This is a genomic window from Nocardia jejuensis NBRC 103114, assembly GCF_001613145.1.
In the GTDB taxonomy this organism is placed as follows: Bacteria; Actinomycetota; Actinomycetes; order Mycobacteriales; family Mycobacteriaceae; genus Nocardia; species Nocardia jejuensis.
The window spans coordinates 1-23,389 of record NZ_BDBU01000078.1 but is presented as its reverse complement, the minus strand read 5'-3'; the positions used below and the strand labels follow the sequence as shown (position 1 = coordinate 23,389).

Sequence of the window (23,389 nt, the reverse complement as noted above, 5' to 3'; positions counted from 1 at the left end):
GTTCCGCACCGCCGCGGCGCGGGCGGCCGGTCCCCCGGGCAGGGCGAGGTCGCTCCACAGCACGACCCGGGACAGATCCGGCAGGGTGGTTCCGCCGGCGGCGTCGCCGAGCGCCGCGAAGGCCGCGGCGGTGAATTCGCGGCAGGAGCCGTAGCGATCCTCACGCGCTTTGGCCATGGCGCGCGCGAGGACCGGGTCAAGAGCTCGGGGCAGTTCGGGGCGCAGGGTGCTCACCGGCGGCGGCGGGCGGTGCAGGTGCCCCGCGATGACCGCGGCCGCGCTCTCGGAATGGAACGGCGTGGACCCGGTCAGGATGCGGAACATCGTGCACGCCAGCGAGTATTGATCCGAGCGATGGTCGAGATCGGCGCCGGACAGCTGTTCGGGCGAGGCGTAGGACAGGGTCGCGGTGAGCGTGCCGGTGCGGGTGAGCCGGACCGATTCGTCACGCAGCCGGCCGATTCCGAAGTCGGTCAGCAGAACTCGGCCGTCCTGCCCGGGCGAGGGGCGCGCCAGCAGGATGTTGGCAGGTTTCACATCGCGGTGCAGAACGCCCATCGCGTGCGCGTAGTCCAGCGCTTTGGCGGTCTCCGCGGCGATGAACACCGCCGCACCCGGCGGGCACTCCGCCGACGCCACCGCCGAGGCGTCCCCGCCATCGATGAACTGCATGGCGATCCAGAGCCGCCCGTCCTCGATGCCGCGGTCGTACACCGACACCACGTTGGGGTGATCGAGCCTGGCGATGAGCTCCGCTTCACGGGCGAAGCGCGCGCGAATCTCGGTGTCGGCGGCCAGATCCCGGCCGAGCAACTTCAACGCGACCGAGCGCGGCAACCTCGGATGCCGCACGAGGTACACCTCCCCCATGCCGCCGCTCCCCAGCCGACGCTCGATGAGATATCCGGCGAACACCTCGCCCACACGCACCATTGGTTCCCCTCGCACCGCAAACAGTGGGAACGGTACACCCGCGCGGGCCGGTCGCGAATCCCGCCGGGCAAACGAAAGCCCGGGCCACGGAGGTGAATCCGTGGCCCGGGCCGATTCGATGCGGGTCTGTGAACCCGCGCCGGGAAACTACTTCTTGCGCTCGCGCTTCTCGCGCACCCGCACGTTCACCTGGACCGGTGAACCGTCGAAGCCGAACTCCTCACGCAGGCGGCGCTCGATGAAGCGGCGGTAGCCCGCCTCGAGGAAGCCGGTGGTGAACAGCACGAATGTCGGCGGGCGGGTGGACGCCTGGGTGGCGAACAGGACGCGGGGCAGGCGACCGCCACGCATGGGCGGCGGGGTGGCCGCCACGACCTCTTTGAGCCAGTTGTTCAGGCGGCCGGTGGAGATGCGCTTGTCCCACGATTCCAGGGCGGTTTCCATGGCGGGAACCAGCTTCTGAACCGCGCGGCCGGTGTGCGCGGAGATATTGACCCGCATGGCCCAGCGGACCTGGACCATCTCGCGGTCGATCTCTTTTTCCAGCATCTCGCGCCGGTCCTCGTCGACCAGATCCCACTTGTTGTAGGCGATCACGAGGGCCCGGCCGGTCTCGGCGATCATGCTGATCACGCGCAGATCCTGCTCGGTGACCGGCTGGGAGGCGTCGATCAGGATGACCGCCACCTCGGCGGCCTCGATCGCCGACTTGGTGCGCAGCGACGCGTAGAACTCGGTGCCGCTGGCATTGCTCACCTTGCGGCGCAGACCGGCGGTATCGACGAAACGCCAAGGCTTTCCGCCCAATTCGACCAACGAGTCGACCGGGTCGACCGTGGTGCCCGCCACATCGTGCACGACCGAGCGCTCGTGGCCGGACAGCTTGTTGATCAGGCTCGACTTGCCGACGTTCGGCTTGCCGACCAGCGCCACCCGGCGGGGGCCACCGACAGCGCCGGTGCCCTCGCGCGGGGTCTCCGGCAAGACCGACAGCACGACGTCGAGAAGATCGCCGGTGCCGCGGCCGTGTGCGGCCGACACCAGGTGCGGCTCGCCCAGGCCCATCGACCACAGCGCCGCGGCGTCCGACTCGAGCTTCTGGTTGTCGACCTTGTTGGCGACCAGGATGACCGGAGTCTTGGAGCGCCGCAGCACCTTCGCCACGGCCTCGTCGGTCGAGGTCGCGCCGACGGTGACGTCGACGAGCACGATGATGGCGTCGGCGGTCTGCATGGCGACCTCGGCCTGGCGGGCCACTGACTGCTGCAGGCCCTTGGCGTCGGGCTCCCAGCCGCCGGTGTCCTGCACCAGGAATCGCCGTCCGGACCAGGTGGCCTCGTACGAGATGCGGTCACGGGTGACGCCGGGAACGTCCTCGACCACCGCTTCACGGCGGCCCAGAATACGGTTCACCAGAGTCGATTTGCCCACGTTGGGACGGCCGACGATGGCCAGGGTCGGCAGCGGGATGTGTTCGGCATCCTGCTCGCCCTCGAATTCGGCTACTTCCCAATCGGTTTCGTCCGACCAGATACCGTCACCGGCGAAGGTGTCCTGCGTCACTGCGATCCTCCTGCCGAAATCTGCTGCCGCACAACGCGATACAGCTCGTCGATGACCTCGTCCATGTTCAGCTCACTGGTGTCCACCAGCACCGCGTCCTGCGCGGGACGCAGCGGAGACACCTTGCGCGTGGAATCGAGGGTGTCGCGGCGCTGCACATCGGCCAGCACCGCCTCGAAATCGTCGCCCCGGCCCTCGGCGATGTTCTGCACGTTGCGGCGGGTGGCGCGGGCCTCGGCGGACGCGGTCAGATAGATCTTGACGTCCGCGTCCCGCAGCACGACGGTGCCGATATCGCGGCCCTCGACCACGATCCGGCCCTTGGCGGCGGTGAGATCGCGCTGCATGGCGACCAGCTGGTCGCGCACCTCGGACACGGCCGAGACGGCGGACACGGCCTTGGTGACCGCGTTGCCGCGGATCTCCGAGGACACGTCCTCACCGTCGAGCAGGATCACCTCGTGACTCGGGTCGGTGCCGATGGTGATCGGCAGCTCCTTGACCGCCACCGCGATGGCGGCCGCGTCGTCCAGGTCCACGCCGCTGCGCAGCACGCGCAGGGTCGCGACCCGGTACATCGCGCCGGTATCGAGGTAGCTGGCCTCGAGCCGGGTCGCGAGCTTGCGCGACACGCTCGACTTGCCGGTGCCCGACGGGCCGTCCATGGCGACGACCAGCGGCGCCGTACCGGACAGCGCGCCCGCCGTGTCGATCAGACTTCCCATACCGTTCACAACGACACCGCCTCGTAGAGCTTCCCGATTTCGTCACGACCGAGAGCACGCAGCGTGCCCGGACGCTGATCGCCCAGCGCGATCGGGCCGACATGCGTACGCACCAGCGCGATGACCGGATGGCCGACCGCGTCCAGCAGGCGGCGCACGATGTGCTTGCGACCCTCGTGCAGGACCACCTTCACCAGCGAACGACCCTGGCCGACCTCCAGCACCTGGAACTTGTCGACCTTGGCGGGGCCGTCGTCCAGCTCCACGCCGTCGCGCAGCAGCTTGCCCACGTCGCGATTGTTGACCTCGCCGTTGACGGTCGCCAGGTACGTCTTGGAGACCTCGAAGGAGGGGTGCATCAGGCGGTGCGCGAGGTCACCGTCATTGGTGAGCAGCAGCAGACCCTCGGTGTCGGCGTCGAGCCGGCCGACGTGGAACAGGCGCTGCCCGGCCGCGATCCGCTCGGCGACGATATCGCCGACACACGGGCGGTCGTGCTCGTCGGACATGGTGGACTGCCAGCCCTTGGGCTTGTTCAGTGCCAGGTAGACCTGCTCGTCGCGGACCACGACGCGCACGCCGTCGACGCGCACGATGGCGGTCTCGGGATCGATGCGCAGGCCCTGCTCCTTGACGACCTTGCCGTCGACCTCGACGCGACCGGCGTCGATCATGTCCTCGGCCACGCGGCGCGAGGCCACACCGGCCTTGGCCAGCACCTTCTGCAGGCGCTCACCCTCGCCCCACGGGAGCTTCTTCTGCGTGGCCTGACCCTCGGAGTCGACATGCTGGCGACGGGCCGGCTTGGCATTGCTCAGCAGCACCGGGCCCGAGACCTGACGAACCGGCTTCGGGTTCTTCTTGTTGGTCGGCGAGGTGGTCGGGGCGAGCGGTCGGCCGCCACCGATCCGGCCGCGGGTCGCGTTGCGATCCTGGCCGAAACCCGAACGGTCCGAACCGAATCCGGTACGGGCGCCACTGCCGCGGGTATCGCCGCCACGGCTGTCCCCGCCACGGGTGTCGCCACCGCGGCCGGAGCCGCCCTGGCCCGCGCCGCGAGACGGGGCGCCGCCGCGCGAATCGGAATTCCAGGGACGATCGCCACGGGGGGCGCCGCCACGCGAGGGCGCGCCACCACGGGAATCGGAGTTCCACGGGCGATCACCGCGAGGCTGACCACCACGACCGGCGCCACCGTGGGACGAGCCGCCATCACGGCCCTGCCCGCCACGCTGCGCACCGCCACCCCAGGAGGAGCCGCCGTCACGCGAACCGCCGCGACCAGCGCCACCGTACGAGGAACCGCCGTCACGCGAACCACCGCGACCGGCACCACCGTACGAGGAACCGCCGTCACGCGAACCACCGCGACCGGCACCACCGTACGAAGATCCACCATCGCGCGAACCACCGCGGCCCGCGCCGCCGTAGGACGAGCCGCCATCGCGACTCTGTCCGCCACGCTGTGCGCCGCCACCCCAGGAGGAGCCGCCGTCGCGCGAACCGCCGCGAGCGGGGGCGGCGCCACGGCCACCACTTGCCGAGCCGCCACGGGCTCCGCCATGAGAAGATCCGCCCCGCGAAGACTCGGACCTGTCGGTCCGGCCGCGGTCGGCGCGAGAATCACCCTTGGGCGATTCGAATCCGCGTTTACTACGTTCCGGTGTGCCATCTCGGCGAGCGGGAGTATTCACGTTGTCCATTCATTCTTCGGTACCGAGGTCGATATCCGCCTCGGCGGGCTTTTTGAGCCTGAGGTACCGGGGATCGGTATCCAGACTCTCGTTTATCTCGTCGATCAGGTCGACGCCCGGGAGCAGCGGCGCCAACGGCGGCAGATCCGCCAGGGACGCGAGGCCGATCCGTTCCAGGAACAGCTCGGTCGTGAGGTACTGAGTGCCGTTGGTCTCCGGGTCCGTTCCGGCCTCCGCGATCAGCCCCCGCGCGAGCAGGGTCCGGATCACGCCATCCACGTTCACGCCGCGCACCGCACTCACTCGGGCTCGGGTAACCGGTTGACGATAGGCGATCACGGCCAAGGTTTCCAAAGCAGCGCGGGTGAGCTTCGAACGTGCGCCGTCCAACAGCATACGTTCCACGTAGGGCGCGTACTCCGTCCGCGTGTAGTAACGCCACCCGTCGCCCACGAACCTGAGATCTATGCCACTGCGCCGCACGGTCAATTCGGCCGACATCTCCCGCAGCGCGGTCAGCACCCGCTTCGGATCGTCGTTCATCGCCGAGGCGAGCAGTTCCACCGGCGCGGGGGCGTCGATGACCAGCAGCATCGCCTCCAGCGCCGCGCGGAATTGGTCCTCGCCCAACGCTTCGTCGAAGTCGAGGTCGTCCGAGGCGGTCTCGGAGAGTTCGGAATCGGTGTCGGCGGCCTCGCCCCGGATCGGCGTCTCCGACCCGATATCCGGCTCGGACGCGACAGCGGGCAGGGGTTCGGCGACGTCGCCGGGCGCATCATTCGGCGTGCCCGCTGAGTTGTCCGCCACAGCGGCGGAGTTTTCGGTCACAGCGGCGGAGTTTTCGGTCACAGCGGCGGAGGTTTCGGTCACCGCGGACCGATTCGCGCCCGCGTCCGCCGCGCCACCGGTCGCGGCGATGCCACGCTCGGCCCAGGAGGCCGCGTTCACGCCGGGCGCATCGTGCGTTCCGCCGGCGTCCTCGCTCTCCGACTCGGTACCGCCCGCCCCCGGCGAATCCGGATCGACGGCACTGCGCGAGTCCGCGGCTTCCGGATCGGGACGTTCGCCGCCGCGCGCGCGATCGGCGACGTCTCGCTTCAGCGCACGCGCCACGAGGTCCGGATCGAGGAGGCCGCGCACGATATCGCCGAGCACAGGAGGGATGTCGCCGGGAATGTCCTCCATACCCTCGTCGTGGCCCTGCTCTGGCTCGGTCACCCGTAATCCTCCTCGATGTTCACCGGTTCGGCCGGTCGGTCTTCTGGCTCGCCGATCCAGCTGATCGAGAGTGGACCGAGTGGGTCGGGCTGGTCGAATTCGATCGTCTTGCCCCGGTACAGCTCCAGCAGCGCCAGGAAGCGGGCGACGATCTGGATCGGGGTCTCGCAGTCCGCGCAGACCTCGTGGAACGTCGTCCACCCACCGATGCCACGACTCTTCAGCATTTCCAGCACGAGCGCGGCCTGTTCGGCGACCGAGATCGAGTGGGCGTGAATGTGATCCAGACCCACCCGCGGCACCGGACGCGGCGTGAACGCCAGGGCCGCGACCTGCGCGAAACCGGCGGCGTCGACTCCCAGCGTAACGTCCGGCAACAGCTCGAGGTAGCGCTCCTCGAGCGAGACCGCGCGCGGATAGCGCTGCATGGCCGCGGCTTCGAGTTCGCCGAGCAGTCCGGCCACCTGCTTGAAGGCCCGGTACTGCAGCAGGCGCGCGAAGAGCAGGTCGCGCATTTCGAGCAGTTCCAGGTCGTCCTCGTCGGCGACCTCGCCCGAGGGCAGCAGCCGCGCGGTCTTGAGATCGAGCAAAGTGGCTGCGATGACCAGGAATTCGGTGGTCTGATCGAGAATCTTGTCCGCGCGCAGACCCTGGTTCTGCGCCAGGCTGGCGGTCAGAGCCTTGGTGTAGGCGATGAATTCGTCGGTGACCTTGTGCAGCGCGATCTCGGTGACGTCGAGCCGACGGGAACTGATGAGCTGCAGCAGCAGATCGAACGGGCCCTCGAAATTGGCCAGCCGCAAATGGAATTTGCCGCTTTTGTCTGAATCATCGGATGTGGCAAGACTAGTCGAGGGCGTCCCGGCAGCGCCAGTCGAGGGCGTCCCGCCCGGCACACCCGCCGCCGGCTCCGCGACGCTCGCCACGATGTCCGAGACGATTCCGTTCGATTCGGCGTGATCGGTCCGGGGCTGTCCGGACGTCGCGGGCGCGCCGGAATCGGCGTCCGCCGGTTCGTGCTCGGACGCTGGGTCGAAAGGATCGTTCAACGGCCGGACCGGTGGATGACTTCCCGCGCCATCGCCCGATACGCTTCCGCGCCACCGGATTTGGGCGCCCAGGTGGTGATCGGCTCACCGGCGACGCTGGCGTCGGGAAAGCGAACGGTGCGCGAGATGACGGTGTCGTAGACCAGATCGCCGAACACCTCGACCACGCGCGTCATGACCTGACGCGAATGCAGCAACCGGGCATCGAACATGGTCACCACGATGCCGTACAGCATGAGCGAGGGATTGAGCCGGTCCCGGACCTTCTCCACGGTGTCGTTGAGCAGCGCCAGCCCACGCAGCGAAAAGTATTCGCACTCCATGGGAATGACCACGCCGTCGGCACAGGCCAGCGCGTTCACGGTCAGCAGACCGAGCGAAGGCTGACAGTCGATGAGGATGTAGTCGTACCGATTGCGCAGCGGCGCCAGCGCCCGGCCCAGCGTGTGCTCGCGCCCGACCTCGTTGACGAGCTGGATCTCCGCCGCCGACAGATCGATATTGCTGGGCAACAGGTCCATGTTCTCGACCTTGGTGTTCATCAGCACATCGTCGACGGTGACCTTGCCCGGCCCGACCAGCAGGTTGTGCACGGTCTGATCCAGATCGTGGTGTGCCACGCCGAGTCCCGCGGACAGCGCGCCCTGCGGATCCAGATCCACCAGCAGGACCCTGCGCCCGCATTCGGCCAGGGCCGCACCGAGATTGATGGTCGAGGTGGTCTTTCCGACGCCACCCTTCTGATTGCACATCGCGACGATCAGCGCGGGCCCGGTGTGATCGGGCGCGGGCGGCTCCGGAATTTCTCGCAAGGGGCGTCCAGTAGGACCGAGTTCCGCGCTGGGAGCCACATCGGCGGCCTCCCACAGGGTTTGCGCGGCGGTTTCGATCCGCTGGCCCGCACCACCGGCTTTCGTCACGTCCGCTGCTCCTTCGACGTTCCTGACCTGCTCCGTCCCCGCGGCTGGTGTGCCGGAGGACGACGCGCCCGGCCGCGTGTGCGGACGGGTTCCTCATAGACGCTACCGCCTGTCCGCGTGGGAGCCACGTTCGGACACGCACGGTAAACCTGCACTTCAGAGTTGTCAGCGGGCACGCGGATGCGCGGTTGCCCACACCTCGTGAAGCGTCCCGACGGTCACCAGAGTGTAGATCTGTGTGGTCGTCACCGAGGCATGACCGAGTAACTCCTGTACCACCCGAACATCCGCACCCCCGTCCAGCAGGTGCGTGGCGAAGGAGTGCCGCAGGGTGTGCGGGGACACCTGAGCTGCGATTCCGGCGCGTTCGGCGGCGGATTGCAAGGTCTGCCAAGCGGTCTGGCGCGAGAGTCGTCCGCCGCGATGATTGAGGAACAGCGCGGCATTGCCCCGCCCGAGCACCGAGAGCGCGGGGCGCCCGCGCACCAGATACGCGTCCACGGCCGCCAGCGCCGGGCGGCCGATCGGCACCATGCGCTGCTTTCCGCCCTTGCCGCGCAACACCACTGCGCGTTCGGCGGTGTCGATGTCGTCGACATCCAGACCGGTGATCTCGGAGATGCGCGCGCCGGTGGAGTAGAGCAGCTCCAGCAGCGCGCGGTCGCGCAAACCCCGGGGACCGTCCGCGGCGTCGCCGCCCGCCGCGTCCAGGAGGCGCGAAATCTGGTCGTACGGCAGGGCTTTGGGCAGACGCCGGGCCGGTGCGGGCGGTTTCACCGGATGCGCGACATCCGCGACTGTGATGCCCTCGGCGGCGGCGAACCGGTGCAGTCCGCGCGCGGCGACCAGCGCCCGCGCGGCCGAACTCGCCGCCAGCGCGGGATGATCCGCGTCACCCGCGCGCAGCGAGATCACGAATTCACCGATGTCGGTTTCCTTCACCTCCGCCAGTGTCGCGATGGCACGCGAGTCGAGGAAATCCCGATACCGGCCCAGATCGCGGCGATAGGCGTTGAGTGTGTTGCGCGCGACACCACGCTCGACCGTCAAATGATCGAGGTAGGCGTCGATCTGGTGAGTCAGCATGCGCGAGACCACAGCGGAACGCGTGTGGGGCGCCTCGCGTCGAGGCGCCCCGAGCGTGGCGCATCGACGTACCCGGCGGGCAGGAGTGCCGATGCGGTGTCGTACATGCGCCACATCATGGCAGCAGCCACCGACGAAGTGCCCGAACGAAACACGTGTTCGAGACCGCTCGGTCTTCGTCGCCGTCAGGTGGCGGTGTTCCCCTCGGCGTCGCGGGCGGCGGCCTTGCGTTCCAGGAACGCGGTGGGCATACCGGGCCACGGGGCATCCGCGGGGCGGAGTGTCGCACCGGTGGCGCGCGCGGTGACCAGCGCGAGGACCCCCGCGACCGCCGTCGCGTTGGTGATCTCACCGGCCAGTGCCGCGCGCACCGCCTCGTCGAGGGGCACGCGCCGAATCTGGATGTCGGCCTCTTCCAATTCCGGGTCGGGCCGGTCGGTGTCGTAGAGATCGGACGCCAGGTAGATGCGCAGCGCCTCGTCCGTGAAGCCGGGCGAGAGCGCCACGTCCACCAGCACCGCCCACGTGCGCGCGGCCAGACCGGTTTCCTCGGCCAGCTCACGCTGGGCGGCCTCGAGCGGGTCCTCCCCCGGCTTGTCCAGCAATCCGGCGGGCAGCTCCAGCAGACGCCGCCCGATCGGATGCCGGTACTGGTTGATCAGCACCAGATTCTCGTCCTCGTCCAACGCCGCGACGGCTACCGCGGCGTGGTGTTCGATCACCTCGCGTTCGGCGACCCGCCCACCGGGCATGGCCACCTGATCCAGTCGCAGCGCCAGGATCGCGCCCGAGTACGCGATACGGCTGGAAACGGTGTCGAACTCGTGCGTGCCGGGCGCCGATTCGGTGGTCTCGGCGGCCCGGTCGCTGTCGGAGGAGGTCATCAGGACACTTTCTCACCCTTGTCAGCCGGAGCCTCCTGCGGGATCTCCACCGGAAGCTGTTCGGCGGCCTTGTATTTCAGGGCGGCCGAGATCAGCGCGGCGAAGAGCGGATGCGGGCGGGTCGGACGCGACTTGAGCTCCGGGTGCGCCTGGGTGGCGACGAAGAACGGATGCTTGTCCTGCGGCAGTTCCACGAACTCGACCAGATGGCCGTCCGGGGAGGTGCCGCTGAACTTCAGACCGCTCTTGGCGATCTTGTCGCGGTAGGTGTTGTTGACCTCGTAGCGATGCCGGTGCCGCTCGGACACCTCGGTCTCACCGTAGGCCCGCGCCACCACCGAATCCTTGGTCAGCACAGCCGGATACGCGCCCAGGCGCATGGTGCCGCCCAGATCGGCCTCACCGGCCACGGCCTGCTCCTGATCGGCCATGGTCGAGATCACCGGGTACTTGATGTCCGGTTCGAACTCGGTCGAGTTGGCATCGGTCAGCCCGACCGAGCGCGCCGCCTCGATGACCACGCACTGCAGACCCAGGCACAGGCCCAGCAGCGGGATCTTGTGCGTGCGGGCGTAGCGGATCGCGCCCACCTTGCCCTCGATGCCGCGAATGCCGAAGCCGCCGGGGATGAGCACGCCGTCCACATCGGACAGATGCGCCCGTGCGCCGGCCTCGGTCTCGCACTCGTCCGACTGCACCCAGCGGATGTTCACCTTGGCCCGCGAGGCGAAGCCGCCCGCGCGCAGCGCCTCGGTGACCGAGAGGTACGCATCGGGCAGATCGACGTATTTGCCGACCAGCGCGACGGTGACCTGTTCGCGCGGGTTGTGCACCCGATCGAGCAGATCGCCCCACACCGTCCAATCCACGTCGCGGAAAGGCAGTCCCAGGCGGCGCACCACGTACGCGTCCAGGCCCTCGCGGTGCAGCACCTTCGGGATGTCGTAGATCGACGGCGCGTCCGGGGTCGAGATGCAGGCATCCACCTCGACATCGCACATGAGCGCGATCTTGTTCTTGAGCGGCTGCGGCACATCGCGGTCGCAGCGCAGGATCAGGGCATCGGGCTGGATGCCGATATTGCGCAGCGCCGCCACCGAATGCTGGGTCGGCTTGGTCTTGAGCTCGCCCGAGGGACCCAGGTACGGGACCAGCGAGACGTGCAGGAAGAAGCAGTTGTCCCGGCCCACGTCGTGGCGAATCTGCCGCGCCGCCTCCAGGAACGGCTGCGACTCGATATCCCCGACGGTGCCGCCGATCTCGGTGATCACCACATCCGGGATGTGCCCGTGGATGTCCGGGGCGGCCATCGCGGTGATGCGACTCTTGATCGCATCGGTGATGTGCGGGATCACCTGCACGGTGTCGCCGAGGTACTCGCCCCGGCGTTCCTTCGCGATCACGGACGAATAGATCTGTCCGGTGGTGACATTGGCGTCCTGCGACAGATCGCGGTCGAGGAAGCGTTCGTAGTGACCGACATCGAGGTCCGTCTCCGCGCCGTCCTCGGTCACGAATACCTCACCGTGCTGGAAAGGATTCATGGTGCCGGGATCGACGTTCAGATACGGATCCAGCTTCTGCATCGTGACGCGCAAACCGCGTGACGTAAGCAACTGCCCGAGGCTCGAGGCCGTCAGACCCTTACCGAGTGAAGAGGCGACACCACCGCTGACGAATATGTGCTTCGTGGCGGTCAAGTGATGAGCGGAGCGCGCCGGAATCCGTGAATTACCCACGGGACTTCACGGTAACACGGATTTCCGGTAGCCATCCAAGGCTCGCGCACCGACGTCCGAAGATTGCCTCACTGTTGCGGGACGGACCGGCCGCTATGTCAGCGCGGCATGGCCGCCACTGTGAGGGAGGTCGCCTTCGCGCCCGTGCCGTATCGCCCGGTCCCGCCGCCCAATTGCTCGGTCAGCCCGAGCACGGTGGTGATCCGGCCGATCTCGTGGTCCAGATTGTCGACCGTGGTGACCGGAGCAAGTTCGGCCTCCTCGCGCGCGACCGCGATCGGGCCCGGCCCGTCCGCGGCCCCGTAGCGACCCGCCAGCACCACACCCGCACTGTGCGAGCGCAAACCACCGGCGAACCTCGCGATGATGGTGCCGCGATTGTTCTGATCGGCCCGCGCACCGTCACCGGTGACCAGTACCGCCAATTGCGCGGGCTGCGCCTGGGCGAAGGTCAGGAAGCCGCCGCCGCGCAGGGTTTCCAGCGCCAGGCTGCGTTCCTGCTCGCTACCGCGAGCCTGCCCGGTGGCGGGATCGGTGAGCAGCACCTGGCCCAGCAGATCACCGGCCAGGCTGCCCTGATCGACCGCGTCGATCTTCAGCTGCGCGCCCGCGGGAACGACGTTCATCAGCGCGGTGCGCAGCCGATCGCCGTCCGAGGAATCGGTGAACGCGCCCGTGAGATCGACCCGGCCGGTGACCTTGGCCCCGGCGGTGCTCAGCGCGGCGTTCACCGAATCCACATCCGCGCTGTCGGCATCCGGGGTGGTGAACACCAGAACGCTGCGATCGGCCAGGCTTCCGGCCAGCAGCTTGCCCGCCGACCCGGCCAGGAAACTGTCCGACGCCTTCAACTGCTCGGTCAGCCGATCGTTGGCGGCACGCAGATCCTCGACCTGCTGCCGGCTCCCTGTGCCGGGAAAGAACCCGTCGCCGTGCGTGCGGGTGCCCAGCACCACGCCGACCGCGAGGGCCAGGAACACGGCCGCGATCGAGACGGCGTGGTGGCGAAACGAGATCATTCTTCCCCTACCTGAATTGGTCGAATTTCACGTGAGCCCACAGCGAGAACCGATCCCAGGTGTGCGCCACCCAGGTGATCACCTCACCGCCCAGGTTCGTGGCCAGCAGCGCCACGATCAGGGCGACCAGCGCCGCGAGCACCACCAGCGCGACGGCCGATCCCGAGCCCCGGTGGCGGTACAGCGCGGCAACGGCTTTCGCGTCCATGAGCTTGGTGCCCATTTTGAGCCTGGTCAGGAAGGTCGCCGGATTGGAGTCGCGGCGGCCGCGGTCGAAGAAGTCGTCCAGCGAGGCGGCCGCGCCGACGGTCACGATGAGCGAGGCGCCGTGATGGTCGGCCAGCAGCAGCGCCAGATCGGCGGGTGCGCCCGAGGACGGGAAGGTGGTCGCGCCGATCCCCAGATCCTGGATGCGCTCCAAACCCTTCGCGTGCCCGTCGGTGTCGGCCGGCAGGATCACCTCGGCGCCACATTTGAGCGTGGTCGCGGTGATCTCCTCCGGATCCCCGACGATCAGGTCGGGCTGATATCCGGCGCGGGTCAGGGTGTCCGCGCCCCGGCCGACGCCGATCAGGACGGGCGCGTACTCCTTGATGAACGGCTTGATCCGCTTGAGGTCCTCGGCGTGATCGGGACCGTCCGCGACGACCACGACATGCCGCTTCTTCATGTCGAGTTCGACGTCCGGCACCCCGATTCCGTCGATCAGCAGCGAACTTTCGGTGCGGATGAACTCGATGGTGTTGCCGGAGAACGCTTCCAGATGATCGGCCAGGCCGTTGCGAGCCTCGACCATCCGCTCGACGATGCCGAGCTCGGTGAGCTCGATGCCCTCCACCAGAGCCTCGGGCTCCTTCTTGGCCAGCTTGTCGGCGTAGATCACGCCCTCGCACAGCCGGACCTTGGCGCCGTCCTTGACCTTGGTGAAGACGTCGGAGCTGACCGCGTCCAGCAGCAGAATCCCGTTGGACACCAGCACTTCCGGACCCAGATTCGGGTAGCGGCCCGATATGGACGGCGAGGCGTTCACCACCGCGGCGACGCCTGCTTCGACCAGGCGATCGGCGGTCAGTCGGTCCAGGTCCATCTCGTCGAGGAACACGATGTCCCCCGCACCGACACGTTGCAGCAAACGGCGGGTATTGCGGTCGACGCGGGCAATACCGGTCAGACCTGGAAGCGTTTCGGTATTACGCGACAGCAAGGCCAGCATCTTCATAACGCTCGATGATTACCGCAAAGTCTCGACCTTTGGTGGAGGCGCGCCGCACCATCTCCCTCACCCGTCACAGCGATGGCGGCCGATCGCGCAATCGGACAGCAATCCGATTCGCAGTCCTGTCCGTTCCTGTCTATCAACTTACCGAGGAGTAGGGATATGCTGCGCGAATGGTCAGCACCACTGTCGATACAGTCATCTCCGCGCCGCGCGAGGTCGTCTACAAGCTCTTCAGCGAGCGTGACAGCCTCAACGGCAAGCTCCCCGTGAAGATCACGCTGAAGAAGCCGGGCATCGGCGCGCCGTCCGGAGTCGGCGCGCAGTACCACCTCGGCCTCGCCGGGATCGGCATCACCGAGGAGACCACGGAACTGGTCCCCGGCGAGCGCATGGTCTACCGCGTGATCGCCGGCGCGCCGGTCAAGCGCCACGTCGGCACCATCGCGTTCTCCGACGCGCCCGGCGGCACCCGCGTGGTCTACACCATGGAGTCCGAGCCGAGCCTGCCCGTTCCGGCCAAGATCCTCGAGGTCGGCCTGCGCGGTCTGACCAACCAGCTCATCGGCGGAGTTCGCAAGGCCGTCAAGTAGTTTCGTCTCGTCGTTCACGCGCCGCGCCGCCCGCGGCGGCGCGGCGGTGAACACACTGCGTCCGTGACAACACGACGGCCGCCGACCCGCATGTCCTCGTGCGGGTCGGCGGCCGTTGCTCGTCGTGCCTTCGGCGTATCGCCGTCTCCCGAACCGGCACCACCCGGCCGCAGATCACCCGCGCCCTGATCGACCGTCCCCCGGCCTACCGGAACCTCGGACCGGCACCGTCGTCATGAATCCAGGCCTCGAGGCCACCGTCTCGGCCCGGAACACCGGCGGTCCACCTCGACGCGGCCGTGGAGCGCACGCCCCGACCCGCACCGGCCGAGCCGAATACTCGGCCGGGGCCCGCGAATCAGCTGGCGGCGCCGATCTTTTCGGCGTGCGCGGTGGTGAGCAGTTCCCAGGCGTGGGCACGGCCGGTTTCGGTGTCACCCATACCGGCGAGCATGCGGGCCAGCTCGATCACCCGTTCGTCCTGGGTCAGGGAGCGGACACCGGAGTTGACGCCCTTGCCGTCGTCCACTTTGTCGACCACGAGGTGGGTGTCGGCGAAGGCCGCCACCTGTGGAAGGTGGGTCACGACGATCACCTGATGGGTGCGGGCCAGGCGGGCGAGGCGGCGGCCGATCTCCACCGCCGCGCGGCCGCCGACACCGGCGTCGACCTCGTCGAACACCATCGTGGTGCCGTGCTCGGAACTGGCCAGGACCACTTCGAGCGCGAGCATGATGCGCGAGAGCTCACCGCCGGACGCGCTCTTGCTCAACGGCAGCGGCAGCGCGCCCGAATGCGCGGCGAGGCGGAATTCCACCTCGTCCACACCGGTCGAACCCGCGTGCACCTCCTGACCGTCGATGGTCAGCGGCGCCGAATCCTGAACTCCCGCGGGCATCGGCGCGATGCCGACCTCGAGCCGCGCGCGCCCCATGGCCAGGCCACCGAGCTCGGTGCTGACGGCGCTGGCGAGCTTTCCGGCCACCTTGGTGCGGGCGGCGGTCAGTTTGCGCGCGGTCTCACGGACCTTGCCGGCGGCCGTCTCCACCTCGGCGGACAGCGCGGCGAGCGCCTCCTCCGAGACGTCGAGCGAATCCAGACGGGTGCGGGCCTCGTCGGCCCAGGCGATCACGCCGTCGATATCGGGCGCGTATTTGCGGGTCAGGGTCTTGAGTTCGGCCTGGCGCACCAGCAGCGAATCGAGCGCGCCCGGATCGGACGGCAGGTCCGAGAGGTAGGAACTGAGCTCGGTGGTCAGGTCGACCACGACCGAAATCGCTTCGCCCAGACGGGGAGCCAGCGCGGCCAGCGCCGGATCCTCGGCGGCCTCCATGCGAGCGCGGGCGGTTCCGAGCAGTTCCAGCGCGCCGGAACCCTCACCCGGATTGTCGGACGGGCCGGCCAGCGCGTCGTGCGAGGCGGCGGCGGCCTCCATCAGCGAATCCAGGTCCGAGAGTCGCCGGACCTCGACGACGATCTGCTCATCCTCACCGGGTTGCGGTTTGACACCGTCGATTTCGGCCAGGGATTGGGTGAGCCGGTCCGCCTCGAGCGCCAATTCGCGACTGCGCGCGGTGCGTTCGAGGAACGTGTTGCGCGCATCGAGCCAAATACGCCGGGCCTTCTGGTATTTCGCGAGCAGCGTCGCCACCGAGTCGCCCGCGAACTGGTCCAGCGCGTGCAATTGCTGATCCGGACGCTGCAGGCGCAGTTGATCGTTCTGCCCGTGCACGGTGAGCAGCGGGGTCGTGAAGTCCGAGAGCACCGAGGCCGGAACACTGCGGCCGCCCAGATGTGCGCGGGAGCGGCCGTCGCTGCCGACGGTGCGCACCGCGATGATGCTGCCGTCGTCATCCTGTTCGGCTCCGGAGGATTCGAGCACCTCCGCGACTTCGTTGCGGGCGCCGTCGTGCGCCTCCTCGGTGGTGAAGCGACCCTCCACCACCGCCCGCGACGCCCCCAGTCGCACCCGTCCGGCGTCGGCGCGCGCTCCGCTGAGCAGGTGCAGGCTGGTGACGACCATCGTCTTGCCCGCACCGGTCTCACCGGTCAGAACGGTCAATCCTTCATGGAATTGGGCGGTGGCGGTGGAAATTACGCCAAGGCCGTCAATCCTGATCTCTGTCAGCACTTGTGCTCTCCGTTCGGCGGTCTTCGATCTCGCCTGGCCGCGCAGACGAACGGCCTCGCCAGCCTGTCACGGGCAATTGGAATTTGCGCACCATCCGATCGGCGAACGGTGCGGAATCGAGTCGTACCCAACGCACCGGCTCGGCCCCGCGGACCGCCTCGACCCGGCCGCCCCGCGGCAGTGCGAGGGTGCGTCGGCCGTCGAGGAAAACTATCGCATCATGGCCCGTCGCAACGGTTTCCACGGCGATCAGCGACTCCGGGCTGGTCACCAGGGGTCGCGCGAACAGGGCGTGCGCGTTGCTCGGGATCACCAGCAGCGCTTCGAGTTCCGGCCACACCACGGGACCGCCCGCGGAGAAGGCGTACGCGGTGGAACCGGTCGGAGTGGCGATGAGCACACCGTCGCAACCGAATGCCGACACCGGGCGGCCGTCGACCTCGAGGACCAACTCCAGCACGCCCATGCGCGCGGCATTCTCGATACTGGCCTCGTTCAACGCCCAGCCGCGCTCGACGACCGTATCGTCCACGCGCACCGTGACATCGATGGTCATGCGCGCCTCGACGGTGTAGTCGCGGCGCACCACCTGTGCCAGCGCCTCGTCCAGATTCTCGGCCTCGGCCTCGGTGAGAAAACCGATGCGGCCCAGGTTGATTCCGAGCACCGGCACCGAAGCGTTGCGCGCGAGCTCGGCGGCGCGCAGGAAGGTGCCGTCGCCGCCGAGGGCCAGCACCATCTCGCAGCCGACCGCCGCATCGGGCGTGTGCTCCATGACCCGCACGGGAAATCCGTCGGTCTGACCGGTCTCGTCCAGATCGAAACGGGTGCTGTAGGCCTCGTCCTCGAGGACCCGCAGGCCGATGCTCGCACTGTCGAAGATCTTGGCCACGCGATGCGCGGTCTCCTGGATATCGGTTCGCCCGGGATGCGCGACCAGCAGAATCTCCCTGGCCGTGTCTGCCGTGTTCCCCGCCGAGCTTGGCGCGTTCACTGTGGACCCTCCTGCACCGCCCGATCGATCAGCGCCGCCACTCGAGCCTCCTCATCCGCACCGTAGGCGGACACAGTATCCCCCGCGTCGGTGACAGGTGAGTCGGCGGTGGGGTGCTGTGCGGTGTCTTCTTTGCGCAACCACAGGAAATATTCGACATTCCCGGACGGGCCGGGCAGCGGGCTCGCGACTACGCCGCGGGTGCGCAGACCCAGTTTCGCCGCCGCGGCGGCGACCTCGCGCACGACCTCCGCGCGCAGCGCCGGATCACGCACCACGCCACCCGCCCCGACCCGGTCCTTGCCGACCTCGAACTGCGGTTTCACCATGGGCAGCAGATCCGCGCCCGGGGCGGCGCAGGCCGCGAGCGCGGGCAGCACCAGCGCCAGGGAGATGAACGAGAGATCGGTGACGACCAATTCGACTGTGCCGCCGATGAGTTCGGGAGTGAGCGCGCGAACGTTGGTGCGGTCGTGCACCTGAACGCGATCGTCGTTCTGTAATCGCCAGATCAGCTGGCCGTAGCCGACATCCGCGGCCACCACCTGCTTCGCGCCGTGGCTGAGCAGCACATCGGTGAAGCCGCCAGTGGACGCGCCCGCGTCCAGACAGCGCTTGCCCTCGACCGTGACGCCGTCGCTCGCGGTGTCCGCGGGCGCGAAAGCCGCCAGCGCGCCGAGCAATTTGTGTGCCCCGCGCGAGGCCCACTGCACCTCGTCGGGCTCGTCGCGCACCAGCAGCGGAGCGCCGACCTCGACACCCGTCGCCGCCTTGGTGGCGACCGTTCCATTGATCAGGACGCGGCCCGCGGTGATCAGTTCGACCGCGTGTTCTCGCGATCGCGCCAACCCGCGGCGAACCAGTTCTGCGTCCACCCGTGCGCGCCTGGCCACCTCAGATCTTGTCCACCGTTGCCAGGGCGTGCACCAGAACGTCGTGCGCCTGCTCCAGAATGCGGGCGCGGCGCACGATATCGGTGCCGTCGGCGACCGAATCCCGTGCCCCCGCCGTGAGTTCGGTCAGCAGCGCATCGACGTCCGCGCGCACCCGCTGCGGATCGGCGAACTCCTGATTCGCGTCCGCCAGATGCTGCCCGGGCATCGGAATCCCCGGGCGGGGTCCCGGCACGGGAATCTGCGGATGCGGCGTCGGCGTACTCATCGTGGCGACAACGCTACCCGAACTCGCATTCGAACACACGTACCGTGTCGGGGTACCGGGCCATCCTCGCAATGGGGAAGAATTCGGACAATGGACCGCACCTTCGACGACTTCATCGACGAAGCCACCGCCGTTTCGGTGGACGGCTGGAATTTCTCCTGGCTGGACGGCCGGGCGACCGAACAGCGTCCGTCCTGGGGATTCCAGCGGCAGCAGGCCCGGCGTCTCGCGACGGCCGGCGCGGCCCTGGACATCCAGACCGGCGGCGGCGAGGTGCTCGCCGAGGCCGAGAAGTTCCCGCCCACTCTGGTCGCGACCGAGTCCTGGCCGCCCAATATCGCCAAGGCCACCCGGCTGCTGCATCCGCGCGGCGCCGTCGTGGTCGCCGATCCGGACGAACCGCCGCTGCCCTTCGGTGACGAGGCGTTCGATCTGGTGACGAGCCGGCATCCGGCCACCATCTGGTGGACGGAGATCGCCCGCGTGCTGGAACCGGGCGGCACCTACTTCGCCCAGCACGTCGGGCCCGCCAGCGTATTCGAACTGGTCGAATACTTCCTCGGCCCGCAACCCGAGGCGCGGCTCGGACGCGATCCCGAACGGGAGAGCGCCGACGCCCGCGCGGCCGGGCTGGAAATCCTCGACCGCCGCACCGAACGCCTGCGCGTCGAATTCCACGACATCGGCGCGGTGGTCTACTTCCTGCGCAAGGTCATCTGGATGGTGCCGGGCTTCACCGTCGAGCAGTACCGTGACCGGTTGCGCGAGTTGCACGAGCAGATCGCGAATGACGGTCCGTTCGTGGCGTATTCGGCTCGCACGCTGTTCGAGGCGCGCAAGCCGAACTGAGTCCGCGCCGAGACCGGATCGCCGAGCCGTGTGCCGTCGAGTGCTCGCCGGCGCCTACGGGCAACGGCCCGGAAGCTCCGTCCGCCTCCGGGCGTCTACGTGCTCGCGAGTACCAGCTCGGACGAGTCCGACACCGAATCTCCGCGGGCGGCCGCGACCACCGACAGGTCGGATACCCCGGCGCTCAGCCGCGGTCGGTGGGTGGGGCCGAGAGCACGACCGCCCGGCCCGGGTTCGCGGCGAAGCGGGCCGCGACGGCGTCGGCGATATCGCCGTCGGCGGGAGTGAGCGGCGCGGCGTCGACGACCGGATGGTTGAGGGCGTCGAGCGACTCGGCGATGTAGGTGGGCAGGTGGTCCGGGCGCTGAGTGCGCAGATCGGCCAGCGTGCTCACCCCCGTGAGGACCAGGAGCGATTCCAGGCCGACGCAGTGCGCGCCGTCGATATCGGTGTCCAGGCGGTCACCGACCACGAGCGCGTCCCGGGTTCCGGCCCGGGTGAGCGCATCCTCCAGCAGGGGCGCGTACGGCTTGCCCGCGACGAGGGGATCGGCGCCCGTCGCGGTGCGCAGGGCCGCGACCATGGAGCCGTTGCCGGGCGCCAGACCGCGCTCGGTCGGCAGGGTGGCATCGGTATTGGCCGCCACCCAGAGCGCACCCGAGCGCACGGCGTACGCGGCTTCGGCCAGATCGGGCCAGGCGGTTTCGGGATTGTGTCCCTGCACCACGGCGGCGGGCGCCGCACCCTCGAAACGGCGGATCGGTTCCAGGCCAACGGCCTTCACCTCCGCGACCAGATCCTCGGTGCCGACGACCAGCACCGTCGCACCCGGAGCGAGCCGCGCCGCGAGCAGGTGCGCGGCGGCCTGCGCACTCGTCACCACCTCGTCCTCGGTTGCGGCATAACCGAGTTCGCGCAGATGCACCGCCACCGCGGTTGCGGATCGACTGGCGTTGTTCGTCACGTACATCAGCTGTTGGCGAGAGTCGTCGGTGGCCGAAAGTGCTTCCGGCGCACCGGGAATCACCTCGTGCCCGCGAAAGAGCGTCCCATCCAGATCCAGCAGCAGTGCGCCGAAACGGTCCCGTAGCCGCATTTACGCCGCCCTTCTCACACCTTCGTGGCCGGATCCCGCGCCCGTCGGGGCGAGGATTCCGACTTCCTGACCGGACCAACAGTATCGGCCATCACGGGCGATCGTCCGAAGCGACCTCCGCAACCCATACCGAGCCGTGACGATGCACCGGCCCCGGACATGCCGAAGGGGCGATCCCCGGAGCTGAGCCCCGGGGATCGCCCCTTCGGTTACGTCAGGCGACTGCTACTGCTCGCCGTCGATGTCATCGGCACGCTTCGGCGAGGGTGCCTCGGTGGAGTCGGCCTCGGCGGTGATGTCGGCAGGCTCGTCGGCGTCTGCCTCGTCGTGCGCATCGGCCGATTCGTCGTCCTCGGTACCGTCGGTGTCGGAATCGCCGTCGGCATCGTCGAATTCGTCGTCGGCGCCGTCGGATTCGTCATCGTCGTCGTCGAACTCGGCGGTCCAGTCGCTGTGTCCGGACCCGCCCTCGGCGAGGTCGGCCGCGCGCTCCTCGGCGTCGGTCTCACCATCGCTGTCGGCGGAGGCGGCGTTCATGAACCACGTCAGTGCCTCGTCGCCACGGTCCGCGGCCAGCAGAGCCTCCGCGTAGGCGTAGAACAGGCGGGCAGCGGCGGAACCGGTGCGGGCCGGATCCAGATCGGAGGTCTGCAGGGTGACCACGGCCTGGTCGTGCTGACCCAGATCCATGCGGGCGCCGGCCACCACGATGCGAAGCTCGGAGGCTTCGTCACCGGTCAGCAGGCGAGCCTCGTCGCTGCGCCCCAGCTCGATGGCACGCTCGGGACGACCCAGGCCGCGCTCGCAATCGGCCATGACGGCGAGCAGGCCCGCGCCACCGGACATGCGGCGCGCGGTGCGCAGCTCGGACAGCGCCTCCGCCCACTCGCCGGCGTGATATGCCGCGACACCGGCGGTTTCGCGGACGACCGCGATGCGACCGGCACGCTGACGTGCCGCACGGGCGTGCTCGAGAGCCAGCTCCGGATCCTCGTCCAGCAGCTGCGCGACCATCACCAGGTGCCGGGCGACGGCCTCGGCATTGGTCTTGTCCAGGCTCAGCAGGTCGCGGCGAACGGCCGGCTCGAGATCCGAGGCCTGCACCGTGTCGGGCAGCTCCGGCTCGTCCGGACGTGCCGCGCGCCGCTCACCCGAACGAGGGCCGCCGGCGAAAGCGCCCTCGCCACCGCGGCGGCGATCGGAATCGCCTCCGGGACGGTCCGAACGATCACGCTTGAAACCTTCACCGCGCCCGGAGTTCTCGGACCGATCGCGATCGGGACGCTCCGAACGCTCCGGGCGATCGGACCGATTCCGATCCGAACCACCGGCGTTGTCCCGGCGGTCGCCGCCGAAACCGCTGCCGCCGAAGCTCTTTCGATCGCCACGGTCGGGGCGGGAGCCACCGTCGCGCGTGAAGCCGCCGCGGTTGCCGTCACGCTCGCCATTGTCACGGCTGAAACCGCGACCGCCTTCACCGCGGTTATCGCTGCTGCGGTTGAATCCGCCACGGTTACCGTCACGACTGTCACTGCTGCGGTTGAATCCGCCGCGGTTACCGTCACGACTGTCGCCACCGCGAGTGAAACCGCCACGATCGCCGCCACCGCTGCGATTGCCGTCGCGACTGTCGCCGCCCCGGTTGAATCCGCCGCGTTCGCCACCGCCACGGCCTTCACCGGAACGGTTGAACCCGCCACCCCGGTTCCCGTCGCGACTGTCGCCACCACGGTTGAAACCACCACGGTCACTGCCACCACGGCTGTCGCTGCCGCGGTTGAACCCGCCGCGCTCGCCGCCACCGCTGCTGCGGTTGAAACCGCCCCGGTCGCCGCTGCCACGGCTGTCGCCGTCACGGTTGAACCCGCCACGACCGCTGTCGCGGTTGTCGCCGCCCCGGTTGAATCCACCGCGTTCGCCACCGTCGCGACCTTCACCGGAACGGTTGAACCCGCCACCCCGGTTCCCGTCACGACTGTCGCCACCACGGTTGAAACCACCGCGGTCGCCACTTCCGCCGCGGTTGAAGCCGCCCCGGTCGCCGCTGCCACGGCTGTCGGCGTCGCGGTTGAATCCACCGCGACCTTCGCGGTTCGAACCACCGCGGTCACCACTGCTGTCATTGTCGCGACGGAAGCCGCCGCGGTTGCCGCTGTCCCGGTTTCCACCGTCGCGACTGCCGCCACCGTCGCGGGAGTACCCACCGCGCCCGGAATTGCCGCCTTCGCGATTGAAGCCACCACGGTCGCCGCCACCGCTGCGGTTGAACCCGCCGCGACTGGAGTCGCCACCGCGGGCGCCGGAGCCACCCTGATCGCGTCTGTCGCCGGAGCTGCCCTCGCGCGCTGGCCGGCCGGAGCCGCCCTGACTGGATCCGCCGGTGCGGCGGAATGGTTTGCGACCGTCGTTCTCGTCCGCCACGGTGATCCCTCTCTCGTCTGTAGGTCTTGCGGGGAACCCGGACCGCGGCGCTGGCGCGCGTGGGGGCTGACGGGAGGGATCCCGCCAACTCATCATTC

General features: G+C 68.9%; 19 protein-coding genes and 1 pseudogene. 2 read left to right on the top strand and 18 right to left on the bottom strand.

Annotation, left to right across the window (positions count from 1 at the left end; genetic code table 11):
* The 12 genes from NJ1_RS37055 to steA form a co-directional block, all read right to left on the bottom strand.
* Nucleotides 1-933 (bottom strand): serine/threonine-protein kinase (locus NJ1_RS37055; RefSeq protein WP_157574630.1); only part of this gene is annotated, 933 nt, incomplete at its 3' end.
* 147 nt (nucleotides 934-1,080) lie between these two features.
* Nucleotides 1,081-2,496 carry a ribosome biogenesis GTPase Der gene (gene der / locus NJ1_RS37050; RefSeq protein ID WP_067704780.1) on the bottom strand — a complete coding sequence of 472 codons (1,416 nt, stop codon included), beginning with the start codon at nucleotides 2,494-2,496 and terminating at the stop codon, nucleotides 1,081-1,083.
* A complete protein-coding gene (gene cmk / locus NJ1_RS37045; protein ID WP_067704777.1) occupies nucleotides 2,493-3,221 on the bottom strand; it encodes a (d)CMP kinase in 729 nt (242 codons plus the stop codon). Before cmk ends, der begins: the two co-directional genes overlap by 4 nt.
* Nucleotides 3,222-3,226: 5 nt before the next feature.
* A complete protein-coding gene (locus tag NJ1_RS41090; protein WP_339381307.1) occupies nucleotides 3,227-4,924 on the bottom strand; it encodes a pseudouridine synthase in 1,698 nt (565 codons plus the stop codon).
* Nucleotides 4,925-5,545, bottom strand: coding sequence for an SMC-Scp complex subunit ScpB (scpB, locus tag NJ1_RS37035; protein WP_067704791.1), 621 nt, complete (start codon nucleotides 5,543-5,545; stop codon nucleotides 4,925-4,927). It lies immediately after the preceding gene.
* 584 nt (nucleotides 5,546-6,129) lie between these two features.
* Nucleotides 6,130-7,074, bottom strand: a complete 945-nt coding sequence (locus NJ1_RS37030; protein ID WP_422615814.1) for a segregation and condensation protein A — start codon at nucleotides 7,072-7,074, stop codon at nucleotides 6,130-6,132.
* Between the two features lie 104 nt (nucleotides 7,075-7,178).
* On the bottom strand, nucleotides 7,179-8,072 hold the full coding sequence (locus tag NJ1_RS37025; protein WP_157574632.1) for a ParA family protein: 894 nt from the start codon (nucleotides 8,070-8,072) through the stop codon (nucleotides 7,179-7,181).
* A 195-nt stretch (nucleotides 8,073-8,267) separates the two neighbouring features.
* Nucleotides 8,268-9,188: a site-specific tyrosine recombinase XerD gene (gene xerD, locus NJ1_RS37020; protein WP_067704786.1), complete on the bottom strand. Its 921-nt coding sequence runs from the start codon at nucleotides 9,186-9,188 to the stop codon at nucleotides 8,268-8,270.
* Between the two features lie 185 nt (nucleotides 9,189-9,373).
* A complete protein-coding gene (locus NJ1_RS37015) occupies nucleotides 9,374-10,072 on the bottom strand; it encodes an NUDIX domain-containing protein (RefSeq protein ID WP_067704765.1) in 699 nt (232 codons plus the stop codon).
* Entirely contained in the window at nucleotides 10,072-11,811 is a 1,740-nt protein-coding gene (gene pyrG / locus NJ1_RS37010; RefSeq protein WP_067704763.1) for a CTP synthase, read from the bottom strand. Before pyrG ends, NJ1_RS37015 begins: the two co-directional genes overlap by 1 nt.
* 98 nt (nucleotides 11,812-11,909) lie before the next feature.
* On the bottom strand, nucleotides 11,910-12,830 hold the full coding sequence (locus NJ1_RS37005; protein ID WP_067704758.1) for a copper transporter: 921 nt from the start codon (nucleotides 12,828-12,830) through the stop codon (nucleotides 11,910-11,912).
* Nucleotides 12,831-12,837: 7 nt separating this feature from the next.
* Complete coding sequence (gene steA, locus NJ1_RS37000; protein ID WP_067704756.1) at nucleotides 12,838-14,049, bottom strand: putative cytokinetic ring protein SteA; 1,212 nt, start codon at nucleotides 14,047-14,049, stop codon at nucleotides 12,838-12,840.
* 170 nt (nucleotides 14,050-14,219) lie between these two features.
* Here steA and NJ1_RS36995 point away from each other — a divergent pair, with 170 nt between their 5' ends.
* Entirely contained in the window at nucleotides 14,220-14,639 is a 420-nt protein-coding gene (locus tag NJ1_RS36995; protein ID WP_067704754.1) for an SRPBCC family protein, read from the top strand.
* A 358-nt stretch (nucleotides 14,640-14,997) separates the two neighbouring features.
* Here NJ1_RS36995 and recN read toward each other — a convergent pair whose 3' ends face one another.
* The 4 genes from recN to NJ1_RS36975 are packed head-to-tail and all read right to left on the bottom strand — an operon-like array spanning nucleotide 14,998 to nucleotide 18,925.
* On the bottom strand, nucleotides 14,998-16,770 hold the full coding sequence (gene recN, locus NJ1_RS36990) for a DNA repair protein RecN (RefSeq protein ID WP_067704752.1): 1,773 nt from the start codon (nucleotides 16,768-16,770) through the stop codon (nucleotides 14,998-15,000).
* Nucleotides 16,748-17,764 carry an NAD kinase gene (locus NJ1_RS36985; protein ID WP_067704783.1) on the bottom strand — a complete coding sequence of 339 codons (1,017 nt, stop codon included), beginning with the start codon at nucleotides 17,762-17,764 and terminating at the stop codon, nucleotides 16,748-16,750. The genes recN and NJ1_RS36985 overlap by 23 nt, the downstream gene beginning before the upstream one ends.
* Nucleotides 17,761-18,657, bottom strand: a complete 897-nt coding sequence (locus tag NJ1_RS36980; RefSeq protein WP_067704749.1) for a TlyA family RNA methyltransferase — start codon at nucleotides 18,655-18,657, stop codon at nucleotides 17,761-17,763. Before NJ1_RS36980 ends, NJ1_RS36985 begins: the two co-directional genes overlap by 4 nt.
* 1 nt (nucleotide 18,658) lies before the next feature.
* A complete protein-coding gene (locus tag NJ1_RS36975) occupies nucleotides 18,659-18,925 on the bottom strand; it encodes a hypothetical protein (RefSeq protein ID WP_067704747.1) in 267 nt (88 codons plus the stop codon).
* 90 nt (nucleotides 18,926-19,015) lie between these two features.
* Here NJ1_RS36975 and NJ1_RS36970 point away from each other — a divergent pair, with 90 nt between their 5' ends.
* Nucleotides 19,016-19,774, top strand: coding sequence for a class I SAM-dependent methyltransferase (locus tag NJ1_RS36970; RefSeq protein WP_067704745.1), 759 nt, complete (start codon nucleotides 19,016-19,018; stop codon nucleotides 19,772-19,774).
* A gap of 184 nt (nucleotides 19,775-19,958) precedes the next feature.
* On the opposite strand, the gene NJ1_RS36965 is transcribed toward NJ1_RS36970, so the two are convergent.
* Nucleotides 19,959-20,870 (bottom strand): HAD-IIA family hydrolase, encoded by a 912-nt coding sequence (locus tag NJ1_RS36965; protein ID WP_067704739.1) that lies wholly within the window; start codon nucleotides 20,868-20,870, stop codon nucleotides 19,959-19,961.
* Between the two features lie 474 nt (nucleotides 20,871-21,344).
* Nucleotides 21,345-22,313 (bottom strand): annotated as a pseudogene (locus NJ1_RS39590) (hypothetical protein); the annotation flags it as partial.
* Nucleotides 22,314-23,389 lie beyond the last annotated feature (1,076 nt).

What these genes read in the sequence shown, in the direction of transcription:
- cmk (WP_067704777.1), bottom strand. Translation starts at nt 3,221, where the DNA reads ATGGGAAGTCTGATCGACACGGCGGGCGCGCTGTCCGGTACGGCGCCG.
- NJ1_RS41090 (WP_339381307.1), bottom strand. Translation starts at nt 4,924, where the DNA reads ATGGACAACGTGAATACTCCCGCTCGCCGAGATGGCACACCGGAACGT.
- xerD (WP_067704786.1), bottom strand. Translation starts at nt 9,188, where the DNA reads ATGCTGACTCACCAGATCGACGCCTACCTCGATCATTTGACGGTCGAG.
- NJ1_RS37015 (WP_067704765.1), bottom strand. Translation starts at nt 10,072, where the DNA reads ATGACCTCCTCCGACAGCGACCGGGCCGCCGAGACCACCGAATCGGCG.
- NJ1_RS37005 (WP_067704758.1), bottom strand. Translation starts at nt 12,830, where the DNA reads ATGATCTCGTTTCGCCACCACGCCGTCTCGATCGCGGCCGTGTTCCTG.
- steA (WP_067704756.1), bottom strand. Translation starts at nt 14,049, where the DNA reads ATGAAGATGCTGGCCTTGCTGTCGCGTAATACCGAAACGCTTCCAGGT.
- NJ1_RS36995 (WP_067704754.1), top strand. Translation starts at nt 14,220, where the DNA reads ATGGTCAGCACCACTGTCGATACAGTCATCTCCGCGCCGCGCGAGGTC.
- NJ1_RS36975 (WP_067704747.1), bottom strand. Translation starts at nt 18,925, where the DNA reads ATGAGTACGCCGACGCCGCATCCGCAGATTCCCGTGCCGGGACCCCGC.
- NJ1_RS36970 (WP_067704745.1), top strand. Translation starts at nt 19,016, where the DNA reads ATGGACCGCACCTTCGACGACTTCATCGACGAAGCCACCGCCGTTTCG.
- NJ1_RS36965 (WP_067704739.1), bottom strand. Translation starts at nt 20,870, where the DNA reads ATGCGGCTACGGGACCGTTTCGGCGCACTGCTGCTGGATCTGGATGGG.